Source organism: Antrihabitans stalagmiti (assembly GCF_016482825.1).
In the GTDB taxonomy this organism is placed as follows: domain Bacteria; phylum Actinomycetota; class Actinomycetes; order Mycobacteriales; family Mycobacteriaceae; genus Antrihabitans; species Antrihabitans stalagmiti.
Window position 1 is genome coordinate 955,934 of sequence record NZ_JAEMNV010000001.1, and the last position, 24,460, is coordinate 980,393.

The following is a 24,460-nucleotide window of genomic DNA, read 5'->3' on the forward strand; positions in this document are numbered from 1 at the left end:
AGGAATTTCACCGGAGGTCAGGAAGCCGGCGCGATCTTTCTCGTCCGGTCGGTTTCACGATGTCCGTCGACTGCCCATCGGCCGAGCGACATCTCGGCGGTGATGCCAGGACCGAATCCTGCGATCACACCGGTTGCGCCTGCGATCGGCATGTCCTCCTCGAACAGCCTGCGTAGCGCATCGAGCACGACAGCGCTGGCGATGTTGCCGTACTGGGTGAGGGTGGCCCAGCTGTGGCGGAACATCGTGCGATCTACACCGAGGTGCTTGCTGAGATCGTCCAGGATCCGCGGACCACCCGCGTGAATGATGTAGTAGTCGAGGTTGGCGACGTCCCAGCCGTTGGCAGTGACGAGGTCCCGCAACACCGGCGCCAACGGTTCCATCGTTCCCGGGACCCTTCGATCCAGCTGGAAATGGAAGCCGGTGGAACGCACGGCGTAGGAGATCCAGTCCTCGGTGTTCGGAATCAGATACGCGGCATTCCGCTCGAGCGATATTCCGGTCCCGCCGCTTCCGCGCACTACAGCTGCAGCGACGGCATCACCGAACAACCCGTCGGAAAGCAGCGAGCCGACATCGTCGTCGTCGGGCTGGTAGCACAGCGAACACAGTTCGCACGCGACGACCAACACGTTGCTTCCGGGGTGGGCCACGCAGAAGTCGTGCGCACGATTGATCGCCGCGGCACCTGCCGCGCAACCTAGCTGTGCGATCGGAATCTGGCGGGTGTCCGACCGAAATCCCATGTCGTTGATCAGCCAGGCAGTCAATGACGGCATGAGAAATCCCGTACACGACACATATATGATTGCGTCGATTTCGCGTTCGGTCACGCCCGCGTTCGCGAGGGCCTTTTCGATGACCTCGGGGCAGCGCTTCTTCGACTCACGCTCGTAAATCTTGTTGCGTTCCTCGAATCCCGGATGCCGCAACGTCGTATCGATGTCCTGAACGATGTGCCGCGTCTGTACACCCGTATTCTGAATCAACTTCAGCGCAAGCGGAAGTTGCTCCTTTCCGGCATGCATCTTCTCCGCGAATTTCAGCGTGTCTTCCATTGTGACTACATTTTCCGGCACATTCACCGAAGGTTTGCACAGCCTTGGCATTTCTTGGGCAACTTTCTCTAGAGATACGAAACGGATCGATCACCTCGAGGTTGCGGATCCACACCGATATCATTGACTACACACCGAATACATCTCAGCTGTCTGCGGAAAGCATGTTCGGGCATTTATCGACACGTGGACGCGTGCTTTGCTAAATGAATTTCGGATGAAGAGATTCCGTTTCCGAATACGGCCTGCGGGTTGTTTCGATGAATTCCACCGGCAGGCACAGCAATGCCGCCCGATCAGCATGACAGATTTGCCGCCGAGCGCCAACGGGTCCGCAGAGTGACGTAGATCACACTCCCTTTTCGGCGTTCGAGCAGCGGCCGACGTCAATTACAGCTGATAAGGAAGCGTGTCAAGCGGCCTGCAGGTTCCGGCCAAGCGAAATGTTCGAACGTGCGTCACTGCGGAATTCGAGGGAACCATTTCAGGGGTCCCACTTCTCCTTACCAACGAAGCGATCCGAATCGATTTCGGGGCATGAGGGGTTCGCGTGAAAAAAACATGGACAGATTCACTTCCACAGGAGCGCGCGCGCGAGCAACTGCGCCAATTGCCGCTCGTTCACGATGCGTGCCAGGCGGCGTTGCAGCTGCCGGCAATCTCGGGGGTCCGAGAAAGAATCCGAGGCACCAAGAGCAACAATCTCCCACTGCGCGAGTCCGCCTTGTCCGCGCGACTGGAGATCAACGACTTTCTGCGAACGTGGAGTGCGCTTGTGGTCGACGAGCGCAGGCCACAGCCCTCTCCCGGCGTCACGGTCGGCGAGCTGACAGATTTTCTGCTGCAGCACCTGAGCTGGGTGATGCACCATTTCGCGGCACACGACTTTGTCGACGAACTGGACGCCACCGTGAAAGTTGGCCTGGCAGTGGTCGAATCGATCGCAGTGCCACAGCAGCACGAGGCCGGACGTGGCTGCCCAACGCCGGAGTGCGCCGGAACAGTCCATGCTCGGCATCGGAGCGGCCTCGGAAAGCAGCCGGTGGAGATACTGTGCACTTACGGACATCGTTTCGTCACCGACGGCCAGGAGCAATCGGAGACCGTCACGACGAGCGTCGCCGCGTGGGCCGCCGGCGTATCGGAAGACACCCTCCGACATTGGGTGCACCGCGGGCAGATCGTCAGGCATGGCACACCGCGGCGCGCCGAGTTCGACCTCTCCGAAGTGCTTCGCGTCGCCGGAAAGCGACATCGCCGACAGTGACCTCGCGCGAACTTCGCGGCCTCGCGCACGGCAAAGCTTCGGTAAAGGGATACCGATTTTTCTGATACGCGCCAGTGCGCGGCCGCTTGCGGACGCAACCATCTTTCGCGCCATTCGATGGTGTTACGTTCGAGCCGCCCGACAGAAGTGGGGCGACGGGGATGCGCCAACAACCGCGCAACAGGCTGAACTTTGCAGTGTCGCAATCCTTTTGACGAACGGTACTCCAATCCAGGCTGCCTGGGAGTTGCACGATGACAGAACGAATCAACAATGCCCGGCCGCGACGGCTACCGATCGATATCAGTGCCGACATGCTGCATCGCGCCCAACGCGGCGAGGTTCTCGCGCTGCATGAGCTACTTCAACAACTGGAGCCGTACGTCGGGCGGATCTGCGGTTCCATCGCCCTCGACGAGGGTGAAGACGCGGCGCAGGAGACGTTGCTGATCATCTTCAAGAACCTGGAGACGCTCCACGAACCGAAAGCTCTCGCCAGCTGGGCACGAACGATCGCAACACGTGAATCGATCCGTATCGCGCGCCGCATACCGCTCGCGATCGATCAGCTGGACATCGCCGACGTCTCCGACGTTCACGAGCTGGATTTGCGGATCGACGTCCGGCGGACGCTCGAACGACTCTCGCCCGAACATCGCGCAGTTCTAGTGTTGAGCTCGTTCGAGGACATGGCCGAGGCCAGGATCGCCGAGCATCTCGATGTTTCGCCTGGGACCGTGAAATCCAGGCTCAGCCGAGCGCGGAACCGGTTCCGCGAAGAGTGGCGCTCGTGGCCGACTTCCCGGCGGCCGGCCTGAGTCCGCAGGCGGCGGAGATGATCTTGTCCGGCTCAGCGGAACTCCACGGGGTCGTCATCGTCTAGATCCTCCTGGTCGATATGGATACGCGCGCTCGATGAAGTCGGCCGCCAGACGATGAACTGCCGCAGGCTGTTCCGCATGCAACCAGTGCCCGGCACCCTGGACGAACGCCACGTGCAAGAACTCGCGTAACGGATCCGGCACGTGCAGCATCGCCGGTGGGTACACCGGATCGTGCGAACCGCCGATAAGCAGCGTCGGCACCTGCAAGGGCATACGGCGAAGCCTGTTCGTCATGAGCTTCGGGATGTCTCGCGCGACGAACTGGAAGTGCAGCTGTTCCGCGGCGCGGGCGGCTGCCCGCGCGTCGGAATCGTCTTCGTACACAGCGACGTGCACGTCCATGGGCGCCCGCCCAGTGCGCGTGACGTACGCGTCGACAACAGCAGGTATCCGGCGGATCACGAACCGACCGAGATACGGGACTTCGAACAGCAGGGTGTAGTACTGCCGCCACAGGTTCGGGACAACGCGCCGGTGGTTCGTCCAGGGGTGGATGACATTCAACGCGATAAGTCTGGAAAACCTGTCCGGGTGGCGCTCACACGCGACGAAAGCCGCCCAGGCCCCCCACCCGTGCGCAATCACCGCGGCCCGGTCGATACCGAGATCGTCGAATACCGCGACGATATCGCCGGCTCGCGTACGAGTGTCGTAGCCGCGCAGGGGCTTCGACGAACGCCCGAACCCACGCATGTCCACCGCAAGAACACGGTAATGCGGTGCGAGTAGTGCACCGAGATCGTTCCAGACGCGGGAATCCTGTGGAAACGAGTGCACAAGTAGCACCGGCGTGCCGCTGCCCCCGCTGTCGAACACCGCCAGCTCGGCGTCATGCCGACGAACCCAATGGATCGCGCCCGCAGCAAGGCCGGACATCGCTGGTCCCCCCTTCGTTCGACGACGCAGATCCCCAGCCAGTTGTCTGGGGTCCTGCTCGGGTCGTCGAAAGCAAATGTTCTACTGACTCGAAGAGGCGCGTGACAAGCCGAACGGTTCCGTTCCGGTCCGATTCGATCGATCTGTCGATTCCGTGCAGACGAAGGGTCAGGCAACGCCATCCAATAATGCTGACGGCAACAAATTTCGCAGACGTGTCAATGCACGCCGCCGCAATGGTCCGATCGATCCCCGCGGAATACCGAGCTGTTCACTCACCGTGTCGTAGTTGGGAGCACTGTCGCACATCAGCAATCCAAGTAGCGTCTGGTCACGTGGCGGCAGCAGCTGAAAGGAAGCTCGAATCTGTTCGCACATCAACTTGCGAATTGCGGCCTCGTCGGGTTGCTCGATATCTGGACCGACTACGTCGAGCACGGCGTCGTTGTCCGTCGGCAAATACTTGCTGTTGCGATTGAGGCATTTCAACGACTCGCGTCGCGCGGTCGTCGCAATCCAAGCAGGTAACCGATCGGACGACCGTACCTGTGCGAGATGTATGAAAACATTCGTCCACGTGGACTGATACACATCGCCGCAGTCATGCGTGGCAAGGCGATAGTTTCGCGCAATTGCCCAGACCATCGCAGAATACTCGTCTATCAGTAGCTTCCACGCATCGCTTCGACCCTCCAAGCAGGCGGAAATAACAGCAGATTCATCGAACTCCGACTTTTCCATCGACCACTCCAAGCGCAGCTGAATAAGACGCGCCGATACAGATCACTGAATACCTCAGCAATCCGCGTCGGCCTGAGTAATTTGATCGCCCTCGTCGGCTGCCAAATCTCCGAAATTATTGGATTTACAGAATTGTTCCGAGAATTGTTCGATGCCCCCGGCGGTAAACGTCATCGGTACCACCCGATCACTCGAGAATGCCTCCCACGAGCCGATAGCCAGAACCGTACATCAGCAACGGAGTCCAGGCACGGTGTGCTGAACCCGATCGACAGTGCGTTTCGTTGCGAGAAGATTAAATGCGCACGAACGAACGGTTGCGCACGACATTCGTTCAATTCAAAACATTCGAACGACAGGGATCGCGCACGCGAGCAAAGTCCCTGCACAATCGACAACTGGGCGGCTGATTTCAGCGAAACGCGTATGGAAAGGTCCGCCACCTACTTGGCACCCAACCCCGCGACGGGTCGTCGGCAGCCGACCGCACCGCCCGCCAAGAAAATGTGGCTATTGTCCGCTTGCGGTCATCGAGCCGCCTCGGACCGCGCCTTTCGCACCGTGTTGCTGGTCGTAGCCAGTACGTCGAGTCTCCCTGAGACTTTCGGAGGCACGCCAACACCCCGACAGCCACCATGGAACCGATCCGACGCGACTTCACCTCTTTCAGATGTGGAGGAGGCAACCATGGCCCACTACCCGATCGGAACACGCGCCGTCCTCGACCTCGATATCGTCGTCGCAGCCGGGGCACCTGACTCATGAGCGAAACGAGCCGGGTGTTGCGCGTGGCCATAGTCGGTGTAGGTCCCCGCGGGCTCAGTGTGTTCGAGCGGCTGTGCGCCAACGAGTCCGAGTTCGATCATTACGACGCGATCGACGTCGTTCTCATCGACTCGACCGCAGTCGGGTCGGGAGCAGTGTGGCGGCGAAGCCAATCCACCCAACTTCTGATGAACACAGTTGCCTCGCAGGTGACGATCTTCACCGATTCCTCCGTCGCGATGAGCGGTCCGGTGGTTGCAGGCCCGAGCCTGCACGAGTGGGCCGCGTACGTCACTGAATTCGCTGTCGTCGAGGACCTTCCGCCACACGTCGTCAGCGAAGCCCGCAGCGTCGGACCGAACACGTATCCGACACGCGCGTTCTATGGTCACTACCTGCGGTGGGCTTTCGAACAGATCAGAGCTCGGTCGCGATCGCGGGTTCGAGTCGTCGAGGTCCACGCGACGGCCGTCGACCTGCGCGACAGCGCCGACGGGCGCCAGGAGATCGAGCTCGATTCCCGCACGGTCCTCGGTGCGCTCGATGCAGTGGTCCTCACCCAGGGCCATCTAGCCCTCGTCGGATCCGACGACACACGCCGAACCGCCGCACGCGCAACAGCGCTCGGTTTGGCATACTTCCCTCCCGGAAACGCGGCGGACGCCGCGGTGCACGGCATTCCGGCAGACGCACCCGTGCTGATCCGTGGCCTCGGCCTCACCTTCTTCGACTACGTCGCCTTGCTGACCAGCGGTCGTGGCGGTCGTTTCGAGGAAGAGGGACCGCGGCTGCGATATCTGCGGTCCGGACGCGAGCCTGTGGTGTTCGCGGGTTCTCGGCGCGGCGTGCCACACCACGCCCGTGGCGAGAACGAGAAGGGCAGCGCAGGCAGACATCAAGCGCTGTTGCTCGTACCCGAGCGCATCGACCATTTGCGCACGCGGGCAAAACAATTCGGCAATGTCGATTTTCGACGTGATGTGTGGCCGCTGGTGGCCCGCGAGGTCGAAGTGACCTACTACTCGGCGCTCGTCACCGACCGACTGAGCCCGAGCGAGCTGCGTTGGTTTCGCACGCTGTTCCTCGATGCTCCCACCGCAGCAGCCGCAGTCGAAATACTCGGCCAATACAAGGTCGGCAGCGACGAGCGGTGGGATTGGACCCGCATTACCGATCCCGCCTACGGACTCGAGTTCTCGGACCTGGACGACTATCGGAGCTGGCTGTTGGGCTACCTGGACGAGGATGCACGACAGGCCCGCCTGGGAAACGTGCGCGGACCCGTCAAGGCAGCACTCGACGTCCTGCGCGACCTCCGCAACGAGATCAGGCTGATCGTCGACCACGGCGGGATCTCCGGCCGCTCGTACCGCGACGACCTGGACCGCTGGTACACGCCGATGAACGCTTTCCTGTCGATCGGTCCGCCTGCCTCCCGAATCGCCGAGCTCGCGGCCCTTGTGCGCGCGGGGGTCGTGCGATTCGTCGGACCCCGACTCACATTCGATATCGACGGCACCATCCCGGCTTTCGTCGCGACGTCACCCGTCGTCGACGGCGCAACCGTGCGTGCACGCTTCCTCATCGACGCCAGAATTCAGGAACCCGACGTCCGGAACACAGGCGACCCGTTGTTGACGGGGCTACTCCGCACCGGTGCCGTTCGCGCGTACACGCTGTGCGACCCGGACGGGACACGACATCAGACCGGTGGACTCGACGTCGACCGCGCGACGCACGCCGTGATCGACAGTCGGGGTCGGGTCCACCAGCGCCGCTACGCATTCGGCGTGCCGACCGAATCGGTGCGTTGGGTCACCGCCGCCGGTCCGCGGCCGGGCGTCAACTCGGTCTCCCTCGCCGACGCCGATGCAATTGCGCGGTCGGTTCTCGGAACCGACCTGATACCGACCGCAGTCGACGCTAGTTCTGAAAGGACACCCTCCATGCATGACACCGGCCTGCTCTCCCCCGTTCGCGCAGGAACTCCGATCGAGCGTCTGGTCTCCGACAGCGCCTGGATCGACGCCATGGTCGATGTCGAGCTGGCATTGTCACGCGCGCAAGCACGACTCGGAATGGTCCCCGCGCAGGCGACACAGGACATTGCAAAAGCTGTGCGCACATACACATTCGACCCGCGTCGCCTCGCCGTGGCATCGAGAGGGGCCGCAAATCCTGTCGTGGCGTTCGTCGCCGAACTAACCAGCGCGGTTGCGGCGATAGACGAAGGGAGCGCGAACTACGTGCACCGCGGTTGCACAAGCCAAGATGTGCTCGACACAGCGACGATGGTGATCGCCGAACGCGCGGTCGGTGCCATCGTCGCCGATCTCGACCGCGTCCTCGACTCACTCGCCCGGCTCGCTCGCGCGCACCGCAATACGCCGGTTGCCGGTAGAACTCTCGCCATGCACGCCGTACCGACCACCTTCGGCGCGAAAGTTGCCACGTGGATGCATGGCATCTTCGATGCGCGAGACCGCCTCCGGGCAGTCGAACTGCCGGTACAACTCGGCGGGGCGGCAGGAACGTTCGCCTCCTACGTCGAGTGCGCGAGCAGCGCGGACAACGAGTCTCCCGGCGTGATCTACACGAAGTTGACCGACGAGTTCGCGGCCGAACTCGGGATGGCAGCCCCTAAGGCGCCGTGGCACACCGTACGTACTCCGATCGCGGATCTCGCCAGCGCAATTGCAATTACATCAGGTGCGCTCGGGAAGTTCGCGACGGACGTTATTTCTCAGTCCCGCAACGAGATTCAGGAAGTACTCGAGCCTGCAGCCGACGGCCGCGGGGAATCGTCGGCTATGCCGCAGAAGCGAAACCCTGTGCTCAGCGCAATGATTCGCTCAGCGGCGCTGCAGGTTCCAGCGTTGACCGCGACCGTGTTCGGAGCCATGCTCGCAGAAGACGAACGTCCTGCAGGAGCATGGCACGCCGAATGGCAACCTTTTCGGGAGTGCCTACTCCTCGTCGGCGGCGCGGCCACCACCGCGGCGGAACTCGCAGCCGGACTGTCGGCAGACACCGACCGGATGCGCTCCAACCTCGAACTCACGGGCGGGCAGATAGTCTCCGAGCGTCTGGCCATGCGACTGACACCGCTACTCGGCAAGACGGCCACCAAGAAGACTCTCCAGGCGGCGGCGTTCGAAGCCGCACAGACTCATCGCCTGCTCGCCGATATTCTTGCCGAAGACGCAGGGGTCCGTACGCACCTCGATTCGGATGAGATCGCCGAACTCTTGCGACCCGAGAATTACCTCGGAGCGACAAGCGAACTGGTGGACAGGGCCTTGTTGCGCCTGTAGAAACCCTCCCCTAGGAGGCGTCTTCGTGCAGATCTCGTCGATTGATCTTCCCACTCGACGTGAGGGGAAGTGCATCGCGAAAATACACCCGCGCCGGGATCTTGTATTCCGCAATCTTGTTGTGCAAGAACGAAACAAGTTCGTCGGTTGTCAGTACAGCGCCAGCTCGCGCTACGACGAATGCAACCGGTACCTGACCTTCTTCCGGATCGGGAACCCCGATGACCGCTGCTGCGACGACGTCGGGATGTCGATCGAGGACCGACTCGACCTCGCCGGGCGCGATCTTCGACGTGCGGCGCACGATGATGTCCTTGCTGCGACCGGTGAACCACCAGACTCCGTCGGCGTCCTGTTCGCCGAGGTCTCCCGTGTGCAGCCAACCGTCGGTGACGGTTGCGGCTGTGAGGGTTTCGTCCTCCCAGTAGTGGTCCATCATCATCGGCCCGCGCACGAGTAGTTCCCCTGTCTCGTCGTCGGTGCGAATGTCGACGCCCGACACCGGCACGCCGATGCATCCGTCTCGATCGAGCTGGGGTTCGCGGTTGATCGTCAACCAGATCGCTTCCGTCATGCCCCAGCCGACGCAGATGGGTAAGCCACTGGCTGCCAGGAATTCTCGCTGTAGCGCTTCGGGTACCGTATCGCCGCCGGTGTAGACACCTCGAAGCGATGCGAACCATTCACGCTGCATCCCGGGTTGCCGCAGCACCTGCGCGATGATGTCGATATGCGTGCACACGAGCGTCGGCCGATGCTCCTGCAACGCCTCCACGTACCGAGTTGGTTCGAAGCCGTCGTACAGCGCAACTGTGCCACCCGCCAACAGAGTCGTCATCGTTGCGATGAAGCCGCTGACATGGACAAGCGGTTCGAAGACCTGCGTTACGTCGTTCGCGGTGACGTCACCCATGGCCTCGGAGGTGCTCGTCAGCACTGCGAGTGTCGAACGGTGGCTGTGGACAACGCCTTTCGGTTGCCCCGTTGATCCAGACGTGAAGAACATGACCGCAGGTGCACCAGCATCCGAAGCAACCGGCTCGTTGGCATCGGACGGTGCGCGCAGCGCGCCGAAGTCCTCGTACGCGCCGATCGAGTCCCCGACGACGAGCACGCGAACGTCGCCGAGGACGCCCGGATCGATGTGTTCGAGGTCTGCCAACTTGCCCGAGTGCGTCACGAGCCAGCGCGGACGGGCACGACGAAGGGCCTGCTCGAGTTCCGGTGGCGCGTACCGCGTGTTCAACGGCGTCGCGACCGCACCCGAGGTGAAGCAGGCGAGATAACCGAGCACCAACTCCGAACAATTCGGAAGTGCCAGCGCGACACGTTCGCCCCGCAGTCCCGCAGCGATCATGACGCGCGCCAATTGGTCTGCAGCAGTCGTTAGTTCGGCATAGGACCACGACGTGCCCGCTGCCAGGAGCGCTGTTCTGTCGCTCGCCGACACAAGGCTGCTCAGCTGGTGTGTCATTGCTACATTGTCGACCGATCGAACCACGAATTCGAGGCAAAAAGCGCAATTGAGTTGCGGAAAAGCCCCGGCCGCACGACGGCAACTGCCGACGTTCAACGAATGTGGTCGGTACCGGTCGCCAGTGCGAGATCGATCAGCGCACGTTTGAACTCGCCCTTTCGATCCGGTCCGAGTACGGCTTCCCAGGCGCGGCCGAGTTTGTCGAAACCAGACGTGGCTCCGACCACCGCTTGCTCGCCTTTCGGTGTGATGATGATCAGCTTCGCGCGGCCGTCGGCCGGATCCGGTCGGCGCTCGAGGTAGCCCTGCCGTTCCAGCGCGTTGACCATCTCGGACACCGACTGCACGCTGATTCGCGCCCTGGCAGCGATTGCAGTGATGCGAGTCCCCTCGCGGTCGAGCATGTGCATGACCACGCCCTGACTACGCGTGATGTCGCCGCACCCCGCCGCGTCCAGACCTTCGTGGATGTAGTCCTGCAGCGTGCGGTCGAGAATGGACACGAGAGTACCGAGGGAATACCCGCTCAAGTCCATAAAAACCCGCTCTCACTCGACAATAGTCAGGCTACCTGAGTACTCTTGGTTCGGTGAAGCCATGATAAACCGACTGATAGTCCGATATCGGCGGTCGAGAGTGGTGTCCACACGCGGAACGCGTGTCGACTAATTGAGGAGGGCTACCTTGGTCCCCTTCCACGATTGCCCGGCTCCACGATTGGTCGCCGAAGCTCGCAAGCAGCGGCCTCACCGTCAGCCCCATTCGCGTCGCGGAGTTTCTTCGTGCCGTGCCTGCGATCGTGTTCGCGATCGACCTCGACGCCGTGATCACCTTCTCGAGCGGATCCGGGCTCCGACCACTCGGCTTCGAACCGGACCAACTCGTCGGACAAAGTATCTTCGACATCTATCCGGACCGAACCGACTTCAGCCAAGAGTTCGTCCGCGCTATTGCCGGCGAAGAGTTCCGGCTGCAGACAACGCTCGGCGATCGGATCTTCGATACGCAGTACACGCCGCTGTTCGATCGGCGTGGTGTACTCGAAGGCAGCCTGGGTATCGCTGTCGACATCACCGAACTCGTTCACAACCAACGTTCGTTGCAGCAGATGGCGCTCAGCGATGCCGTCACCGGATTGGCCAGCCGTGCACACGTCGAAACTTTGCTCGACACGTTGCTGACGGGCACCCACACCGTGAGTGTGTTGCTCGTCGACGTCGACGGATTCCGCGACGTCAACGACACCCACGGCCACGCAGTAGGCGACGACGTGTTGCGACAGATCGGTGCGAGAGTGCGCGACAGCCTCCCCGCATATTCGATTGTCGGACGCTTCGGCGGCGATCAGTTCGCCGTCGCAATACAAGAAACGGACAACCGCAGCATCGCGCGGCACGCGGACAATCTGCTGAATCAGATTTCCAGGCCGCTGCAGGTGGACGTCATGGTCGACGGCGCCCCCGCATACGCCGAGCTGCGGTTGAGCGCAAGCATCGGTATTTCCGTCGCCGACAACTACAACGGCCCTACGACCTCGTCGCTGCTCTCGCGTGCGGACAGTGCATCGCACGTCGCGAAGCGATCCGGTGGTGGCAGCTACAGCTTCTACAGCGCCGACCACGATCGTTCGGCGCGCAGGCTCAGCCTCTCGACTCGAATTCGACACGCAATCGAATCGGGCGACATCACAACCGAGTTTCAACCGGTCGTTCGGCTACAGGACCGGTCGATCGCTGGGTTCGAAGCACTCGCGCGCTGGACCGATCCGATCCTCGGCAAAGTGTGCCCGAGCGAGTTCATTGCGCTCATCGAGGCCTCACCGCTGATCGACGACCTGTTCGACGCCGTGCTGCATCAAGCCCTCTCCGCCGCCCTCGCGTGGCAGCCCGAATCCGACGACCGTCCGCCGGTGTGGGTCAGCGTCAACCTCTCCGCACGTCAGCTACGAAACCCGGAGCTGCCGGGTCTGATCCTGCGCGCGGTGTCCGAGGTCGGATTGCCGACCGACCTGCTCACCCTGGAACTGACCGAGACCGCGATCCTCGAACCGGATCCAACCACCGACCGCGCCCTACACGTACTTCGTGACGCGGGAATCGGATTCCACGTCGACGACTTCGGAGTCGGCTACTCGAACCTCGCTCGCCTCGGCGAACTGATCGCGAAGGGGCTACTGCGCAGCGTGAAGATCGACCGCAGGTTGGTGCAGCCACTTCCCGACGATGGCGCGCACGCCTTGCTCAACGCGCTCCGCAGCATGACCCACGCTCTGGGCCTCGACGTCATCGCCGAAGGTGTCGAAACCGAAGCCCAACTCGACGCACTGACCGGCCTCGGCTACGACTACGTGCAAGGTTGGCTGTTCCACCGTTCGATGCCTGCGCACGACGCACGCAAGCTGATCATCGGCCGCTGATCGCCCGATCCGGTAGGACGGTTTCAGCTCCCGACTGCCTGCCGGACTGCTCCCCCGAACAGTTCGGTGAGTGGTATGCCCGCCGCGTCCGCCATCATCGCGATCACGCTCTTGGTTGCAAACGAGCAGTAGAGCCCCGCTTCGAGGAACCAGGGTTGGCCGCCCGGGTCGATTCGGAAATCGAACAGGCTGTAGTGCCTGCAGCCCAACGCGGTGTGACACAGTGTCGCGACGTCCCAACCCCGTTGCGTCATTGAATCGTTCGCGTCGACGATCCAGGATTCGGCACCACCCTTGGCGACGAGCTCGACCTACCCCGACGAAACGATGCGCAAACGCTGCATTCTCCGAAAATCTCGGACCTCGCTTTCGAATTGGCGTGAGCCGAACTCTGTTGTTCACGATCGGACTTCTGCGACGCTCTGCGGCGACACCGCCCCTCTCGGCGGCGGTGCCTGCGTGCGAAAAGGACGAAAAGGGCAGCGACGATGATCGAAGTGAACGACCTGACCAAGGCCTACGGCGACACCGTCGTACTCGACGGCCTCAACTTCGCCGTCGACTCCGGTGAGATCTTTGCCGTCGTCGGGCCGAGTGGCGCAGGCAAAAGCACGCTGGCGCAGTGCATCAACCTGTTGGAACGCCCGACGAGTGGTTCGGTGGTCGTCAACGGCGAGGATCTGACACGGTTGAGCTACAAGCAACTTCGGGTCGCGCGTCGTCGCATCGGCACGGTATTCCAGTCGTCCAGCCTGCTATCGCGTCGAACCGCCGCCGAGAACATCGCGCTACCACTCGAGTACCTCGGTGTCACGAAAGGTGAGGCCGAGCGCCGTGTACGGGAATTGCTGGACCGCGTCGGACTGACCGACCGCGCGAACGCCTACCCCTTTCAACTGTCCGGCGGTCAGCGGCAACGGGTTGGCATCGCCCGCGCGCTCGCGCTGCGGCCATCGGTCCTGCTCTCCGACGAGGCGACGTCAGGACTCGATCCGCAATCCACGTCGTCGGTGGTGGCACTGTTGCGCGAACTGCGCGACGACCTGAACCTCGCCATCGTCTTCATCACCCACGAAATGAACACGGTGCTCGAGATTGCCGACTCGGTGGCGCGACTCGATCGGGGCAGCATCGTCGAAAGTGGCCGACTGGTAGACCTGTTGACCGATCACGCATCGGCACTGGGTCGTGACCTGCAGCCCCGACGCCTCGACGGCGACGCCAAGTCCGGCGATGCGGTGTGGGTTGTCACCTACGACTCGCCGGATGTTCCCGCCGACTGGATCGGGCGGGTTGCTGCCGATCTCGGCGCCCCGGTGTCGCTGTTGGGCGCGTCGGTACAGGTGGTCGGTGGTGTGAGCATCGGAAGCGCGACCATCGGTGTGGCAAAGGATCTTTCGGCACATGTGCCCGCGACACTCGCACGCTACGGCCTGCAGACGTCGTCCCAGCACGACGCGCGAACACTGGGAGTTGTCGCGTGATCATGTCGGCGAGCACCAAAGTTCCGGTCTCAGAGCTACCCGATCTGCTCTTGCCTGCGTTCGTGGATACCTTGATCATGGTCGGGATCGTCATGACGATCGTTGTGCTGGTAGGGATCCCGCTCGGTGCGGTTCTGCACAACCTGGCACCGGGCGGACTCTTCGAGAACCCGGTGCTGCACACGCCGCTGAGTTGGACCGTGAGCGTTGGTCGCTCGCTGCCGTTCCTGATTCTGATGGCGTCGATCATGCCGTTCACCCGCTTCATCACCGGAACCAACATCGGCATTCCCGCTGCGGTGGTGCCGATGTCGTTGGCGGGCATAGCGTTCTTCACCCGCATCGTCGAAAACTCGCTCCGGTCCGTGCCGCCGTCCGTCGTCGCCGTGGCGCGGGCATCCGGCGGGTCGAACGCGCAGATCATTCGCACCGCCCAACTGAGCGAAGCTGTTCCGTCGATCATCGGCGGATTGACGATCAACACCATCGCGATGATCGAATACTCGGCGATCGCCGGAACCATCGGCGCAGGCGGGATCGGTTATGTGGCAGTGACATACGGCTACCAGCGCTTCGATCACACCGTCATGATCGCAACCATCGTGATCCTTGTTGCCACCGTCGCCGTCGTCCAACTGGTCGGCGATGCACTGGTCCGCTTCACCACGCCACACAGCCGCGCTCGCGTCGCGGCCTGACTCACCCTCACACCCCACACAGTCACATCCCCACACAGAGAGATATGTCGATGACCGCTACCCCCACCCAGGACACAACCGCCGATATCGGCGATCACGGCTTCGAATTGCAGAAGCGGCGAAAGCTGCCATGGATCATCGGATTCGTCGTGCTCGTGTTCGCCATTGCAGCCGTCGTGCGCTTCACGCTCTTCGACGACAAGCAATCGGCCAACGAGATCGCCGGTGCAACACTGGTTGTGGCGACAGCCGAGGGCAACGCGTCGGAACAGGCGCTCGTCAATTTCGTCGCCGAGAAGATCGCACCCAAGTACGGCATCAAGGTCGCGTTCCGTGGTCTCGCCGACAGCAACACGATCAACCGCGCCGTCAGTGAGGGCGAAGTTGCGGCCACGATCTATCAGCACAAGCTGTGGCTCGGCCAGGTACTCGAAGCCAACCCGGATTTCCGCGAGACTGCGGCAACCCCGGTGTTTCGTTGGGGCTTCGGGTTGTGGTCGGACAAGTACACCGATCCGGCCCAATTGCCCGACGGCGCAACAGTATCGCTGTACTCGGATCCGGCAAACGAGTCACAGGGTCTGTGGGTCCTCGAACGCGCCGGCTTGATCCAGTTGGATCCGGCGATCGACAAGTCGAAGGCGACACAGAAGGACATCGTCGGTAACCCGAAGAACCTGAAGTTCACGCTGCTCGACTTCGCCGCGCAGTCGCGCGCCCTGCCCGACCTCGATGCCGCTGTCGGCTACACCGAGTACTACCTCGCAGCGGGCATCCCGGTACAGAAGCAGATCTTCGCCCCGCCGGCCCCGGACGAGTTTGCGGGACAACTCACCATCGGAAGCGACTGGGCAGACACAGAGAACATCGAGAAGCTGGTCGAAGCGTTCAAGGATCCCGAGGTCCAGCAGTTCCTCGCCACCGATCCGCAGGTGAAGGACATCTTGCTGCCACTCGACGCGAAGTAGACCGCCCGACCGCAGGGCTACGGCTCTGCGGTCGGCGGCACCCGCTCGAAGTCGAGGTCGCGATCTGTCTCGATCGTCCAAATGCGGGTACCTACAGCGCTATGACCGATAAACAGGTGGCCGAGCGCGGCGACGTACAAGCGGACAACGACAACACTCCGCTGCGGCGCGCAATCACCGGCAAGTTGCTGTTCTTGTTCATCCTCGGCGACATGCTCGGAGCCGGCATCTATGCGCTGCTCGGTGAGATCGCCGGCGAAGTCGGCGGCGCCCTCTGGGTGCCACTTGCGCTCGCGCTGGCGATGGCTCTGCTCACGGCCGCCTCGTACGCGGAGCTGGTCACCAAATATCCTCGTGCCGGCGGCGCCGCGGTGTTCGCACGCCATGCGTATCGCTCGCCGCTCGTCTCGTTCCTCGTCGGTTTCTGCATGCTGGCCGCGGGCGTCACCAGCGCGGCCGGGCTCGCACTCGCCTTCTCCGGCGACTACCTGAAATCCTTTGTCGACGTTCCGACTTCGGCCGCCGCATTGGTCTTTCTGCTCGCGGTCGGGGCGCTCAACGCGCGCGGAATCAGCGAGTCGCTGCGCGCCAACGTCGTGATGACGGTGGTCGAGGTCTCCGGTCTCGTGCTCGTCATCGTCTTGGCAGGCATCGTCCTCGGCCGAGGAGACGGCGAGCCGCACCGTGTGCTCGAATTCGACAGCGACACAACGCCTGCGCTCGCCGTGTTGAGCGCAGCATTGCTCGCCTACTACTCGTTCGTCGGCTTCGAAACGTCGGCCAACATTGCGGAAGAAGTCCGCGATGTCAGGCGCGTCTACCCGAAGGCGCTGTTCGGGTCGCTGCTCACGGCTGGAGTTGTGTACGTCCTCGTCGGCCTGGCCGTCTCGGTAGTTGCACCGCCACAGCAACTCGCTGAATCCTCCGGTCCACTCCTCGAAGTGGTCTCGATCGCCGATGTCGGCATTCCGGACCGACTCTTCGCGCTCATTGCTCTGATCGCCGTCGCCAACGGTGCACTGCTGACCATGATCATGGCGTCGCGCCTGACGTTCGGGATGGCACGAGACGGGCTACTCCCGGCCGCCCTGGCCAAGGTGCTCCCCCGTCGCCGCACTCCGTGGACAGCGATCGTCGCAACCACCGCCGTCGCGATGGTGCTCTCGGCAACCGGCTCGGTCGCAGCGCTCGCCGAGACCGTCGTGCTTCTCCTTCTGTTCGTGTTCGTCAGCACGAACGTCGCGGTGCTTGTGCTGCGGCGCGATCGCGCGGATTCGGATCACTTCCACGCGCCCACGATCCTCCCGGTGCTCGCGGTGGGGACGTGCATCGTGTTGATGACCCAGCAGAGTGCGTCCACGTGGCTGCGGACGGCAATCCTGATAGGCGTCGGACTAGTCCTGTACGGGCTCGCGCGACTGACAGGAACGGGCGGAAAGCAACCGTCCGACGACAGCGATCGTCTTCACTGAGCAGCGGGAGGACGCGCAAAGGTTGCCCACGACTGCACGGCAACCTCCCCACCCTGTGCCGTACCGACGAGAGCCACGTCCACACGCAACTCGCCGTCCTGAAAGTATTCCTGCACAACGGTTCCTGTGCATGTCAACGTGTCCCCCGGCCACAGCTGACGTTTGAAACGGGTGCGGAATCGTCGAATCGAGTCCGCGCCGAGCCAGTCCGTCGCATACGTCGCGAGCAAGCCCGCCGACAACATCCCGACAGCAAGCGGTGTGTCGTAACCTGCTGCCCGCGCGACGGTTTCGTCGTGATGGATGGGGTTCATGTCGCCCGACGCGCCCTGATACCGAACGAAGTCGGTCCGCGTGAACGGCCCGTACACGGCCGGGCTCGCTGCAGGCGTCATCGCGACGCCCTAGCCGGATTGCGGTCTGTCTCGACGCCGGTGAGCGAGGCCTCAGCCACCAGTCGTCCCTGCTCGTCCCGGAACTCCGTGATCATCTCGGCGAGCGTCAAGGTTCCGCCGAGCGCGCCGGCCTTCTCGTAGATCCGCTCGATACGCGACGTCGCGAACAGCCGGTCACCTGCCCGAGGCGGTGGACCGAAGAAGACGAAGTCCTGTTCGGCATGCATCCCACGCTGTTGGTCGAGTTCGACCTGATGCCACGGGTTCGCGTCCGGACCTGCCCACTCCTGCCAGAACATCTGAGTGGTAAGGAAAGTGGCTGGAACGGAGGGCGTTTCACCCTCCCAGTACTCGGGGTTGGCAGACTGCGTCGCCTGCGCGAACTCGCGAATCTTCCCGCGCTCCAGGTCGATGACGAAGGGCGATCCCACTCTGCCGACCGCTGCTGTGTTGACCATTCCATCTCCTGTCCGGGCAATGAGTGTCCACACGGTAGCTGTCGAATCGCTCTGTCCGATGCGCGCTTTCCCGCCCACAGGGACACCGATCGACGCGAAACCATGGACGTGCAAAAGGTGTCCGCTGGGCGGGACAGCGCGGTCGATCCCGCGGTTGCGCGGTCGACTATGAGCGTCATCACACCGAACGGTGGACTAGATGGAGGTAATGATGGCGCTGCAATCGAATTCTCACGCAGACGAAATCAGGATGATCGAGGCGGCCGCAGCGCCGACACGGTTTGCCAGAGGCTGGCACTGCTTGGGTCTACTGAAGACCTTTCAGGATGGAAAGCCGCACCAGATCAAAGCTTTCGGTACTTCGCTGGTCGTCTTCCAAACATCGAACGGCAAGCTCAATGTGCTCGACGCGTTCTGCAGGCACATGGGTGGCAACCTTGCCCTCGGAACGGTCAAGGGCGACTCGATCGCTTGCCCGTTCCACGATTGGCGGTGGGGCGGAAACGGCAAATGCAACGACATTCCGTATGCCCGTCGGGTGCCGCCGATCGCGCGCACCCGCTCCTGGGTCACGCTCGAACGCAACGGCCAGCTCTACGTCTGGAACGATCCGCAAGGCCGGAAGCCACCTGAGGACATCACGATCCCTGAAATCGAGGGATACGGTACCGCCGAATGGACCGACTGGACCTGGAATTCACTGCTGGTCGAAGGCTCGCACTGTCGTGAAATCGTCGACAACGTCGTCGACATGGCGCACTTCTTCTACGTGCATTACTCGTTTCCACGCTTCTTCAAAAATGTTTTCGAAGGACACGTCGCGACGCAGTACATGCGCTCGACACCACGTCATGACATCTCGGTCGGAACCAGCTACGACGATCCCAACTCGACGCTGCGGTCCGATGCGTCGTATTTCGGCCCGTCGTACATGATCGACAAGCTGTGGAGCGAAGCCAACGGCATGCTCATCGAGACAGTCCTGATCAACTGCCATTACCCGATCAGCGAAAACTCTTTCGTGTTGCAGTACGGCGCGATGGTGAAGAAGCCCGAAGGGGTGTCCGACGAGGTAGCGGCCGGCATGGCCGCACAGTTTGCTGCGGGCGTCGAAATGGGCTTCGAACAGGACATCGAGATCTGGAAGACCAAGGCGCCCATCGACAATCCACTGCTGTCGGAAGAGGACGGCCCTGTCTACCAGCTTCGCCGTTGGTACAAGCAGTTCTACGTGGACGTCGAGGACATCACCGACGACATGACCAAGCGGTTCGAATTCGAGATCGACACCGACCGTGCGGTCCAGAGCTGGGAGGCCGAGGTCGCCGAGAACATTGCGAACGGCGTTGTGCCGCTGCAGATCGATGCTTGACCGCACACCCGAGACCAACCGACGCACCTAAGGACACGATCATGGCCAACCAGGTTCTCGACAACATCATGGAGATCGCGGACCAACTCCGCGACCAGGCAACCGAAGCGGAACGAATCGGCAGACTACCGGACGAAACCGCGAAGAAACTCAAAGCCGCAGGCCCCATCCGGCTGTTGCAACCCAAGCAGTACGGTGGCTTCGAAGCACATCCTCGAGCTTTCGCGGAAACCGTAATGGCAGCCGCCGCACAGGATCCCGCAACCGGATGGATCTGCGGCATCGTCGGCGTGCATCCGTGGCAACTCGCCTTCGCGGACCCGTTGGTACAGGAAGAGGTCTGGGGCGCCGACAACGACACGTGGATGGCGTCGCCTTACGCACCAACAGGAATCGCCACACCGGTCGATGGCGGCTACATCTTCAACGGACGGTGGCAATTCTCCTCGGGCACCGACCATTGCGACTGGATCTTCCTCGGTGCGATGGCAGGCGACAAGGACGGCAACATGGCACTGCCTCCGCGCATGCTGCACATGATCCTGCCGCGCAAGGACTACGAGATCGTCGAAGACTCATGGAATGTGGTTGGCCTCAAGGGAACCGGCTCCAAGGACATCATCGTCCGCGACGCGTTCGTTCCGTCCTACCGCGTGATGGACGGCGACGAGGTGATCAACGGCATCGCGCAGAAGAATTCCGGCCGAACCGAAACGCTGTACAGGATGCCGTGGTCGAACATGTTCCCGTTGGGCATATCCGCTGCCGTCATCGGCATTGCCGAGGGTGCGCTCGCCGCTCATCTCGACTACCAGCGCGAGCGGGTCGGAGCCCAAGGCACCGCGATCAAAGACGACCCCTACGTGTTGTTCGCCATCGGCGAGGCCGCTGCGGACATCAACGCTGCCCGCCAGGAGTTGCTGGCGAACGTCGACACGATGTGGGACATCGTCGATTCGGGAGCCGAGGTCTCGTTTGCCGAACGCGCCGCCGGCCGCCGTACGCAGGTGCGTGCCGCCTGGCGCGCCGTCGGTGCCGTCGATCAGATCTTTGCCCGATCCGGCGGCAACGCGTTGCGTATGGACAAGCCGCTGCAGCGGTACTGGCGCGACGCACACGCGGGCCTTGCGCACGCAATCCACGTACCCAGCACGGTGTACCACGCGTCGGCACTCAGTTCGCTCGGACTCGAGCCGCCGAACAATCTCCGGTCGATGATCTGACCACGGTTTACGAATCCCAAAGAAGGACAATAGAAATGACTGACATCAAAGCCCTCGGCTACGTCAAGATCCAGACCGACGACATCGCACGCTGGCGGACCTTCGCATTCGACGTACTCGGCTTTGCCGAAGGCAAAGGCCCGGACGAGAATGCGCTGTACCTGCGGATGGACGAGCGAGCTGCCCGTATCGTCGTCGTCGAAGGGGCGACCGACGAGATCGTCACCATCGGTTGGGAAGTACGCGATCACTCCGCATTGGTTCGCGTGCAGGAGGCCGTCGAAAATGCGGGCATCGGCGTGAAGCCGCTGTCGGTGGAGGAAGCGGACGCCCGTCGAGTCGAAGAAGCGATCACGTTCCAGGACCCGACCGGTGCCACACTAGAAATCTTCCACGGCGCAGTCCTCGACCACAGCCCGGTGGTCACACCGTTCGGCGCCACTTTCGTCACCGGCGGGCAGGGGCTCGGGCACGTCGTGCTGCCGGTGATGGACATCAACGGTGCATTCGACTTCTACACGGAGGTCCTCGGCTTCCTCCCGCGTGGCGCGTTCCGTATCCCGGCCCCGGCGGAGTTCGGCCCGCTTCGGGTCCGGTTCATGGGTGTGAACGAGCGGCATCACAGCCTGGCTTTGTGCCCGGCTCCGCACGGCGGTGCTCCCGGCCTCGTTCACATCATGGTCGAGGTCGAGACGCTCGACGCCGTCGGACAGGCTTTGGACCGGGTCGTCAAGGACGGCTTTTCTGTCTCGTCCACTCTCGGCCGTCACACGAACGACAAGATGGTCTCGTTCTACGTTCGTGCACCCGGTGGTTGGGACGTCGAATTCGGGACGGATGGAACGAAAGTCGACGAGCGGTACTACTCGGCCGAGGAGATCACCGCCGACAGCTACTGGGGTCACGACTGGTCCGGCAGCGAGCCGCTGGCAGCCATGTAGGCAGCGATGCAACAACACGAAACAGGTCTTCGGGTCGACATTCGATCCAGAGGCCTGTTTTGGTCGTTCGGGGGTCGATCCGGGGGTGACACACCCCACACCATGTGCTATCAATAGGTATATGCCTAATCGAAATACCCAGTTCGGACGCCTTTCTCCGAACCAGGCAGCACAGCGCATCACATCGGAGGACCAATGACTATTCAGCCCGACGCCGCAACACCGAGCGCCGTACTCGATCGGGTATCACTTGTGCTCGACGCATTCGAAGGCCCCGGGCGGCTCACCCTGGCACAGGTCGTCCGCCGCACCGGTCTCCCCCGCTCGTCTGCGCACCGCATGCTGGAACGCCTCGTACACCTGCGTTGGCTACGCAGGCAGGGCCGTGACTACGAACTCGGAATGCGGTTGGTAGAGCTCGGTTCCCTCGCCGTCCATCAGGACCGCCTACACCGAGCCGCACTCCCATTCCTGCACGAACTACACCGTGTCACCGGACATGTCGTGCACTTGGCAATCATGGACGGGGCCGATGTCGTCTACCTCGAAAAGATCGGCGGACGGATGGCGGCTGCAGTGCCTACCCGAGTCGGCGGACGACACCCCGCGCACTGCACCGGAGTCGGCAAAGCGATCCTCGGCTTCTCCGATGCGGATCTGCGAACGGTCCTCGCGAGTGGCCAACTCGCACGCAAGACGCGATACACGATTTCGACCGGCGACCAGCTGAGGACCGAACTCTCGAAGGTCCGCGCGCATGGAATTGCTTACGAGCGTGAAGAATCCATTCCAGGATTCGGCTGCATCGCCGCGCCGATCGGAGACCTCGGCGAAGCCGTGGCAGCGGTCTCGATCTGTGGGCCGCTCTCGCAGTTGAAGCTCGACGCACAACTTGCAGCACCGTTGCGTATGGCCGCACTCGGAATCTGGCGCAACATAGAAGGCGGGCCGGTCAGGGTGCAGCCGACACTTCAGCAAGCTCGAATTCGTTTGGGCGGAGCGGTGATACAACATCATCCTGCCTCGACGTCGGCTGCGGACCTGCAGTACGCGTGACACTCGACGCCGAGGTGGCAGCGTTGCTGGAGGCGCTCAACTCGGGATTCCCCAAAGTCGAAGAGATGACAGGCGCACGCGCTCGCGCGGCGATCCGTGCCCGGCTGCGTCCACCGGCCGCACCCGTACCGGTCGGCCGATGGGAAGATCGCTTGATTCCCGGACCCGACGGAGCTATTCGCATTCGGATCTATCGGCCCGCAGCGGCATCCGACACACCACTCCCGATCGTCGTCTTTGCACACGGCGGCGGATTCGTGTTCTGCGACCTCGACACCCACGACGACCTGTGCCGACGGATGACGAACGGCGTTGGCGCAGTGGTGATCTCCGTGGACTATCGACTCGCGCCCGAGCATCCATGGCCTGCCGCGGTCACCGACGTCTATGCCGCGACTGCATGGGCAGCCGTCCACGCCACAGAAGTCGGCGGCGACGCAACCCGGGTGGCAGTCGCAGGCGACAGCGCCGGCGGCAACCTCGCTGCCGTGGCGACCACGCTGGCCCGGGACCGCTCGGGCCCGAATGTCTGTGCGCAACTGCTGCTTTACCCCGTTATCGCGGCAGACTTCGAGACGGAGTCCTACCGCACCTTCGAAACCGGCTTCTACAACACGCGGGCCGCCATGTGCTGGTACTGGGATCAATACCTACCCGACCTTGCCAACCGCGCACACCCGACCGCGTCACCACTGCGTGCCGAACTAGCCGGACTGCCACCGGCCGTCGTCGTCACCGCCACCTACGACCCGCTGGCCTCCGAGAGCACCGCCTACGTGAATGCTCTTCGCGCCGCTGGCATTTCAGTGGTGCACAGGACCTACGCTGCCGTGCACGGCTTTATGTCGATGAGTGCGCTGACAGTCGCAGCGGCGGCACAGGAACAGGCGTGGGCTGATCTCGGAGAGTTGCTACAACCGTGACCTCGGTCAGTCCGACTCGGAATGCCCCGCCTGGACCTGCCGTTCGACCTCGTGCCAGACGCCGGGGGTCGGTTTCGGAAACCCGGCGTCGCTGCCGGCTCGCCCCGCTCGGATAGTGGCGTCCGCTTCGTCGATGTCCTTGATCGCCTGCTCGGCCAGATCGCGCTCGGCCGCGTAGTACCGTTCCGCCCATTTCAGCGAAAGACGCGGGTAGGCCCATGCAGGCTCGGCTCGCGCGCCCTCCGCGTCGGCTGCCGCGCGCTGCCGCATACCCTCGACATAGTCGATGTGCTCGCGCAGGATTTGCTTCGACCGTTCCGGATCGTTCAGGTGTCCTAGCCAAATACGCAGCATCACACCGTGTTTCAAGACCGGAGGATCGATGGGAGCCTTGTTCGCCCAGTGCTGGACGGCGTCGGTACCTGCTGGCGTGATCTTGTAAAGCCGCCGACCGCGAACGCCGTCTTCGCTTTGCACCCGCGACGTGACGAAGCCGTGAGTTTCGAGCTTCTTGAGTTCGGAGTAGACCTGACTGAAAGACGGACTCCAGTAGAAGAATCCGATGCTCCAGTCCGCCCACTTTTTCAAGTCGTATCCGGATAGCTCCTCTTCGAACGCCAGCATCCCCAGGACAGCCCAGCTCGTAGCCGGAAGGCTCGGCAGTTCGAA

At 62.6% G+C, this 24,460-nt stretch carries 22 protein-coding genes; 13 read left to right on the forward strand and 9 right to left on the reverse strand.

Annotated elements, in window-relative coordinates:
- Positions 1-17: 17 nt before the first annotated feature.
- Positions 18-1,061, reverse strand: a complete 1,044-nt coding sequence (locus JGU71_RS04355) for a type III polyketide synthase (protein WP_307829488.1) — start codon at positions 1,059-1,061, stop codon at positions 18-20.
- Positions 1,062-1,611: 550 nt separating this feature from the next.
- Between JGU71_RS04355 and JGU71_RS29680 the strand changes: the two genes are divergently transcribed.
- Both JGU71_RS29680 and JGU71_RS04365 read left to right on the forward strand, forming a co-directional pair.
- Positions 1,612-2,328: a MerR family transcriptional regulator gene (locus JGU71_RS29680; protein WP_233528611.1), complete on the forward strand. Its 717-nt coding sequence runs from the start codon at positions 1,612-1,614 to the stop codon at positions 2,326-2,328.
- A gap of 254 nt (positions 2,329-2,582) precedes the next feature.
- The gene (locus tag JGU71_RS04365) at positions 2,583-3,146 is read left to right on the forward strand and encodes an RNA polymerase sigma factor (protein WP_199702615.1); all 564 of its coding nucleotides are present in this window, start codon (positions 2,583-2,585) and stop codon (positions 3,144-3,146) included.
- A 54-nt stretch (positions 3,147-3,200) separates the two neighbouring features.
- Here JGU71_RS04365 and JGU71_RS04370 read toward each other — a convergent pair whose 3' ends face one another.
- Both JGU71_RS04370 and JGU71_RS04375 read right to left on the reverse strand, forming a co-directional pair.
- Positions 3,201-4,088, reverse strand: coding sequence for an alpha/beta fold hydrolase (locus JGU71_RS04370; protein WP_199702617.1), 888 nt, complete (start codon positions 4,086-4,088; stop codon positions 3,201-3,203).
- Between the two features lie 168 nt (positions 4,089-4,256).
- Positions 4,257-4,829, reverse strand: coding sequence for an RNA polymerase sigma factor (locus tag JGU71_RS04375; RefSeq protein WP_199702618.1), 573 nt, complete (start codon positions 4,827-4,829; stop codon positions 4,257-4,259).
- A gap of 761 nt (positions 4,830-5,590) precedes the next feature.
- Here JGU71_RS04375 and JGU71_RS29685 point away from each other — a divergent pair.
- Positions 5,591-8,908, forward strand: a complete 3,318-nt coding sequence (locus JGU71_RS29685) for a 3-carboxy-cis,cis-muconate cycloisomerase family FAD/NAD(P)-binding protein (protein WP_233528612.1) — start codon at positions 5,591-5,593, stop codon at positions 8,906-8,908.
- A gap of 10 nt (positions 8,909-8,918) precedes the next feature.
- Here JGU71_RS29685 and JGU71_RS04390 read toward each other — a convergent pair whose 3' ends face one another.
- On the reverse strand, positions 8,919-10,382 hold the full coding sequence (locus JGU71_RS04390; protein WP_199702620.1) for a class I adenylate-forming enzyme family protein: 1,464 nt from the start codon (positions 10,380-10,382) through the stop codon (positions 8,919-8,921).
- Positions 10,383-10,477: 95 nt separating this feature from the next.
- Entirely contained in the window at positions 10,478-10,888 is a 411-nt protein-coding gene (locus JGU71_RS04395; RefSeq protein ID WP_199702622.1) for a MarR family winged helix-turn-helix transcriptional regulator, read from the reverse strand.
- Positions 10,889-11,145: 257 nt separating this feature from the next.
- Between JGU71_RS04395 and JGU71_RS04400 the strand changes: the two genes are divergently transcribed.
- Positions 11,146-12,801 carry a putative bifunctional diguanylate cyclase/phosphodiesterase gene (locus tag JGU71_RS04400; protein WP_307829493.1) on the forward strand — a complete coding sequence of 552 codons (1,656 nt, stop codon included), beginning with the start codon at positions 11,146-11,148 and terminating at the stop codon, positions 12,799-12,801.
- Positions 12,802-12,824: 23 nt separating this feature from the next.
- On the opposite strand, the gene JGU71_RS04405 is transcribed toward JGU71_RS04400, so the two are convergent.
- On the reverse strand, positions 12,825-13,055 hold the full coding sequence (locus JGU71_RS04405) for a D-alanine--D-alanine ligase family protein (protein ID WP_199702626.1): 231 nt from the start codon (positions 13,053-13,055) through the stop codon (positions 12,825-12,827).
- 234 nt (positions 13,056-13,289) lie between these two features.
- On the opposite strand from JGU71_RS04405, the gene JGU71_RS04410 reads away from it, so the two are divergent.
- From JGU71_RS04410 to JGU71_RS04425, 4 genes are all read left to right on the forward strand, one after another.
- Positions 13,290-14,285 (forward strand): methionine ABC transporter ATP-binding protein, encoded by a 996-nt coding sequence (locus tag JGU71_RS04410; protein ID WP_199702634.1) that lies wholly within the window; start codon positions 13,290-13,292, stop codon positions 14,283-14,285.
- A 2-nt stretch (positions 14,286-14,287) separates the two neighbouring features.
- Positions 14,288-14,983: a methionine ABC transporter permease gene (locus JGU71_RS04415; RefSeq protein ID WP_199702876.1), complete on the forward strand. Its 696-nt coding sequence runs from the start codon at positions 14,288-14,290 to the stop codon at positions 14,981-14,983.
- A 50-nt stretch (positions 14,984-15,033) separates the two neighbouring features.
- Positions 15,034-15,951, forward strand: coding sequence for a MetQ/NlpA family ABC transporter substrate-binding protein (locus tag JGU71_RS04420; RefSeq protein WP_199702635.1), 918 nt, complete (start codon positions 15,034-15,036; stop codon positions 15,949-15,951).
- 101 nt (positions 15,952-16,052) lie between these two features.
- Positions 16,053-17,423 carry an APC family permease gene (locus tag JGU71_RS04425; RefSeq protein ID WP_199702636.1) on the forward strand — a complete coding sequence of 457 codons (1,371 nt, stop codon included), beginning with the start codon at positions 16,053-16,055 and terminating at the stop codon, positions 17,421-17,423.
- On the opposite strand, the gene JGU71_RS04430 is transcribed toward JGU71_RS04425, so the two are convergent.
- Together JGU71_RS04430 and JGU71_RS04435 are read right to left on the reverse strand one after the other, a co-directional pair.
- A complete protein-coding gene (locus JGU71_RS04430) occupies positions 17,417-17,818 on the reverse strand; it encodes a MaoC/PaaZ C-terminal domain-containing protein (protein WP_199702637.1) in 402 nt (133 codons plus the stop codon). The genes JGU71_RS04425 and JGU71_RS04430 overlap by 7 nt on opposite strands.
- Complete coding sequence (locus JGU71_RS04435) at positions 17,815-18,276, reverse strand: FAS1-like dehydratase domain-containing protein (RefSeq protein ID WP_199702639.1); 462 nt, start codon at positions 18,274-18,276, stop codon at positions 17,815-17,817. The genes JGU71_RS04430 and JGU71_RS04435 overlap by 4 nt, the downstream gene beginning before the upstream one ends.
- A 199-nt stretch (positions 18,277-18,475) precedes the next feature.
- Between JGU71_RS04435 and JGU71_RS04440 the strand changes: the two genes are divergently transcribed.
- The 5 genes from JGU71_RS04440 (at position 18,476) to lipP1 (ending at position 23,791) form a co-directional block, all read left to right on the forward strand.
- The gene (locus tag JGU71_RS04440; protein WP_307829489.1) at positions 18,476-19,648 is read left to right on the forward strand and encodes a 3-ketosteroid-9-alpha-monooxygenase, oxygenase component; all 1,173 of its coding nucleotides are present in this window, start codon (positions 18,476-18,478) and stop codon (positions 19,646-19,648) included.
- A gap of 41 nt (positions 19,649-19,689) precedes the next feature.
- Entirely contained in the window at positions 19,690-20,871 is a 1,182-nt protein-coding gene (locus JGU71_RS04445; RefSeq protein ID WP_199702641.1) for an acyl-CoA dehydrogenase family protein, read from the forward strand.
- Positions 20,872-20,906: 35 nt separating this feature from the next.
- Entirely contained in the window at positions 20,907-21,812 is a 906-nt protein-coding gene (gene bphC, locus JGU71_RS04450) for a biphenyl-2,3-diol 1,2-dioxygenase (RefSeq protein ID WP_199702643.1), read from the forward strand.
- A gap of 195 nt (positions 21,813-22,007) precedes the next feature.
- The gene (locus JGU71_RS04455) at positions 22,008-22,868 is read left to right on the forward strand and encodes an IclR family transcriptional regulator (RefSeq protein WP_199702645.1); all 861 of its coding nucleotides are present in this window, start codon (positions 22,008-22,010) and stop codon (positions 22,866-22,868) included.
- A complete protein-coding gene (gene lipP1, locus JGU71_RS04460) occupies positions 22,865-23,791 on the forward strand; it encodes a LipP1 family hormone-sensitive lipase (RefSeq protein WP_199702647.1) in 927 nt (308 codons plus the stop codon). Before JGU71_RS04455 ends, lipP1 begins: the two co-directional genes overlap by 4 nt.
- 6 nt (positions 23,792-23,797) lie before the next feature.
- Here lipP1 and JGU71_RS04465 read toward each other — a convergent pair whose 3' ends face one another.
- Positions 23,798-24,415, reverse strand: coding sequence for a PadR family transcriptional regulator (locus tag JGU71_RS04465; protein WP_199702878.1), 618 nt, complete (start codon positions 24,413-24,415; stop codon positions 23,798-23,800).
- Positions 24,416-24,460: the final 45 nt, after the last annotated feature.

Coding starts and splice junctions, on each gene's coding strand:
- JGU71_RS04355 (WP_307829488.1), bottom strand. CDS start 1,061: ATGGAAGACACGCTGAAATTCGCGGAGAAGATGCATGCCGGAAAGGAG.
- JGU71_RS04365 (WP_199702615.1), top strand. CDS start 2,583: ATGACAGAACGAATCAACAATGCCCGGCCGCGACGGCTACCGATCGAT.
- JGU71_RS04370 (WP_199702617.1), bottom strand. CDS start 4,088: ATGTCCGGCCTTGCTGCGGGCGCGATCCATTGGGTTCGTCGGCATGAC.
- JGU71_RS04375 (WP_199702618.1), bottom strand. CDS start 4,829: ATGGAAAAGTCGGAGTTCGATGAATCTGCTGTTATTTCCGCCTGCTTG.
- JGU71_RS29685 (WP_233528612.1), top strand. CDS start 5,591: ATGAGCGAAACGAGCCGGGTGTTGCGCGTGGCCATAGTCGGTGTAGGT.
- JGU71_RS04390 (WP_199702620.1), bottom strand. CDS start 10,382: ATGACACACCAGCTGAGCAGCCTTGTGTCGGCGAGCGACAGAACAGCG.
- JGU71_RS04405 (WP_199702626.1), bottom strand. CDS start 13,055: ATGACGCAACGGGGTTGGGACGTCGCGACACTGTGTCACACCGCGTTG.
- JGU71_RS04410 (WP_199702634.1), top strand. CDS start 13,290: ATGATCGAAGTGAACGACCTGACCAAGGCCTACGGCGACACCGTCGTA.
- JGU71_RS04415 (WP_199702876.1), top strand. CDS start 14,288: ATGTCGGCGAGCACCAAAGTTCCGGTCTCAGAGCTACCCGATCTGCTC.
- JGU71_RS04420 (WP_199702635.1), top strand. CDS start 15,034: ATGACCGCTACCCCCACCCAGGACACAACCGCCGATATCGGCGATCAC.
- JGU71_RS04425 (WP_199702636.1), top strand. CDS start 16,053: ATGACCGATAAACAGGTGGCCGAGCGCGGCGACGTACAAGCGGACAAC.
- JGU71_RS04430 (WP_199702637.1), bottom strand. CDS start 17,818: ATGACGCCTGCAGCGAGCCCGGCCGTGTACGGGCCGTTCACGCGGACC.
- JGU71_RS04435 (WP_199702639.1), bottom strand. CDS start 18,276: ATGGTCAACACAGCAGCGGTCGGCAGAGTGGGATCGCCCTTCGTCATC.
- JGU71_RS04440 (WP_307829489.1), top strand. CDS start 18,476: ATGGAGGTAATGATGGCGCTGCAATCGAATTCTCACGCAGACGAAATC.
- JGU71_RS04445 (WP_199702641.1), top strand. CDS start 19,690: ATGGCCAACCAGGTTCTCGACAACATCATGGAGATCGCGGACCAACTC.
- bphC (WP_199702643.1), top strand. CDS start 20,907: ATGACTGACATCAAAGCCCTCGGCTACGTCAAGATCCAGACCGACGAC.
- JGU71_RS04455 (WP_199702645.1), top strand. CDS start 22,008: ATGACTATTCAGCCCGACGCCGCAACACCGAGCGCCGTACTCGATCGG.
- JGU71_RS04465 (WP_199702878.1), bottom strand. CDS start 24,415: ATGCTGGCGTTCGAAGAGGAGCTATCCGGATACGACTTGAAAAAGTGG.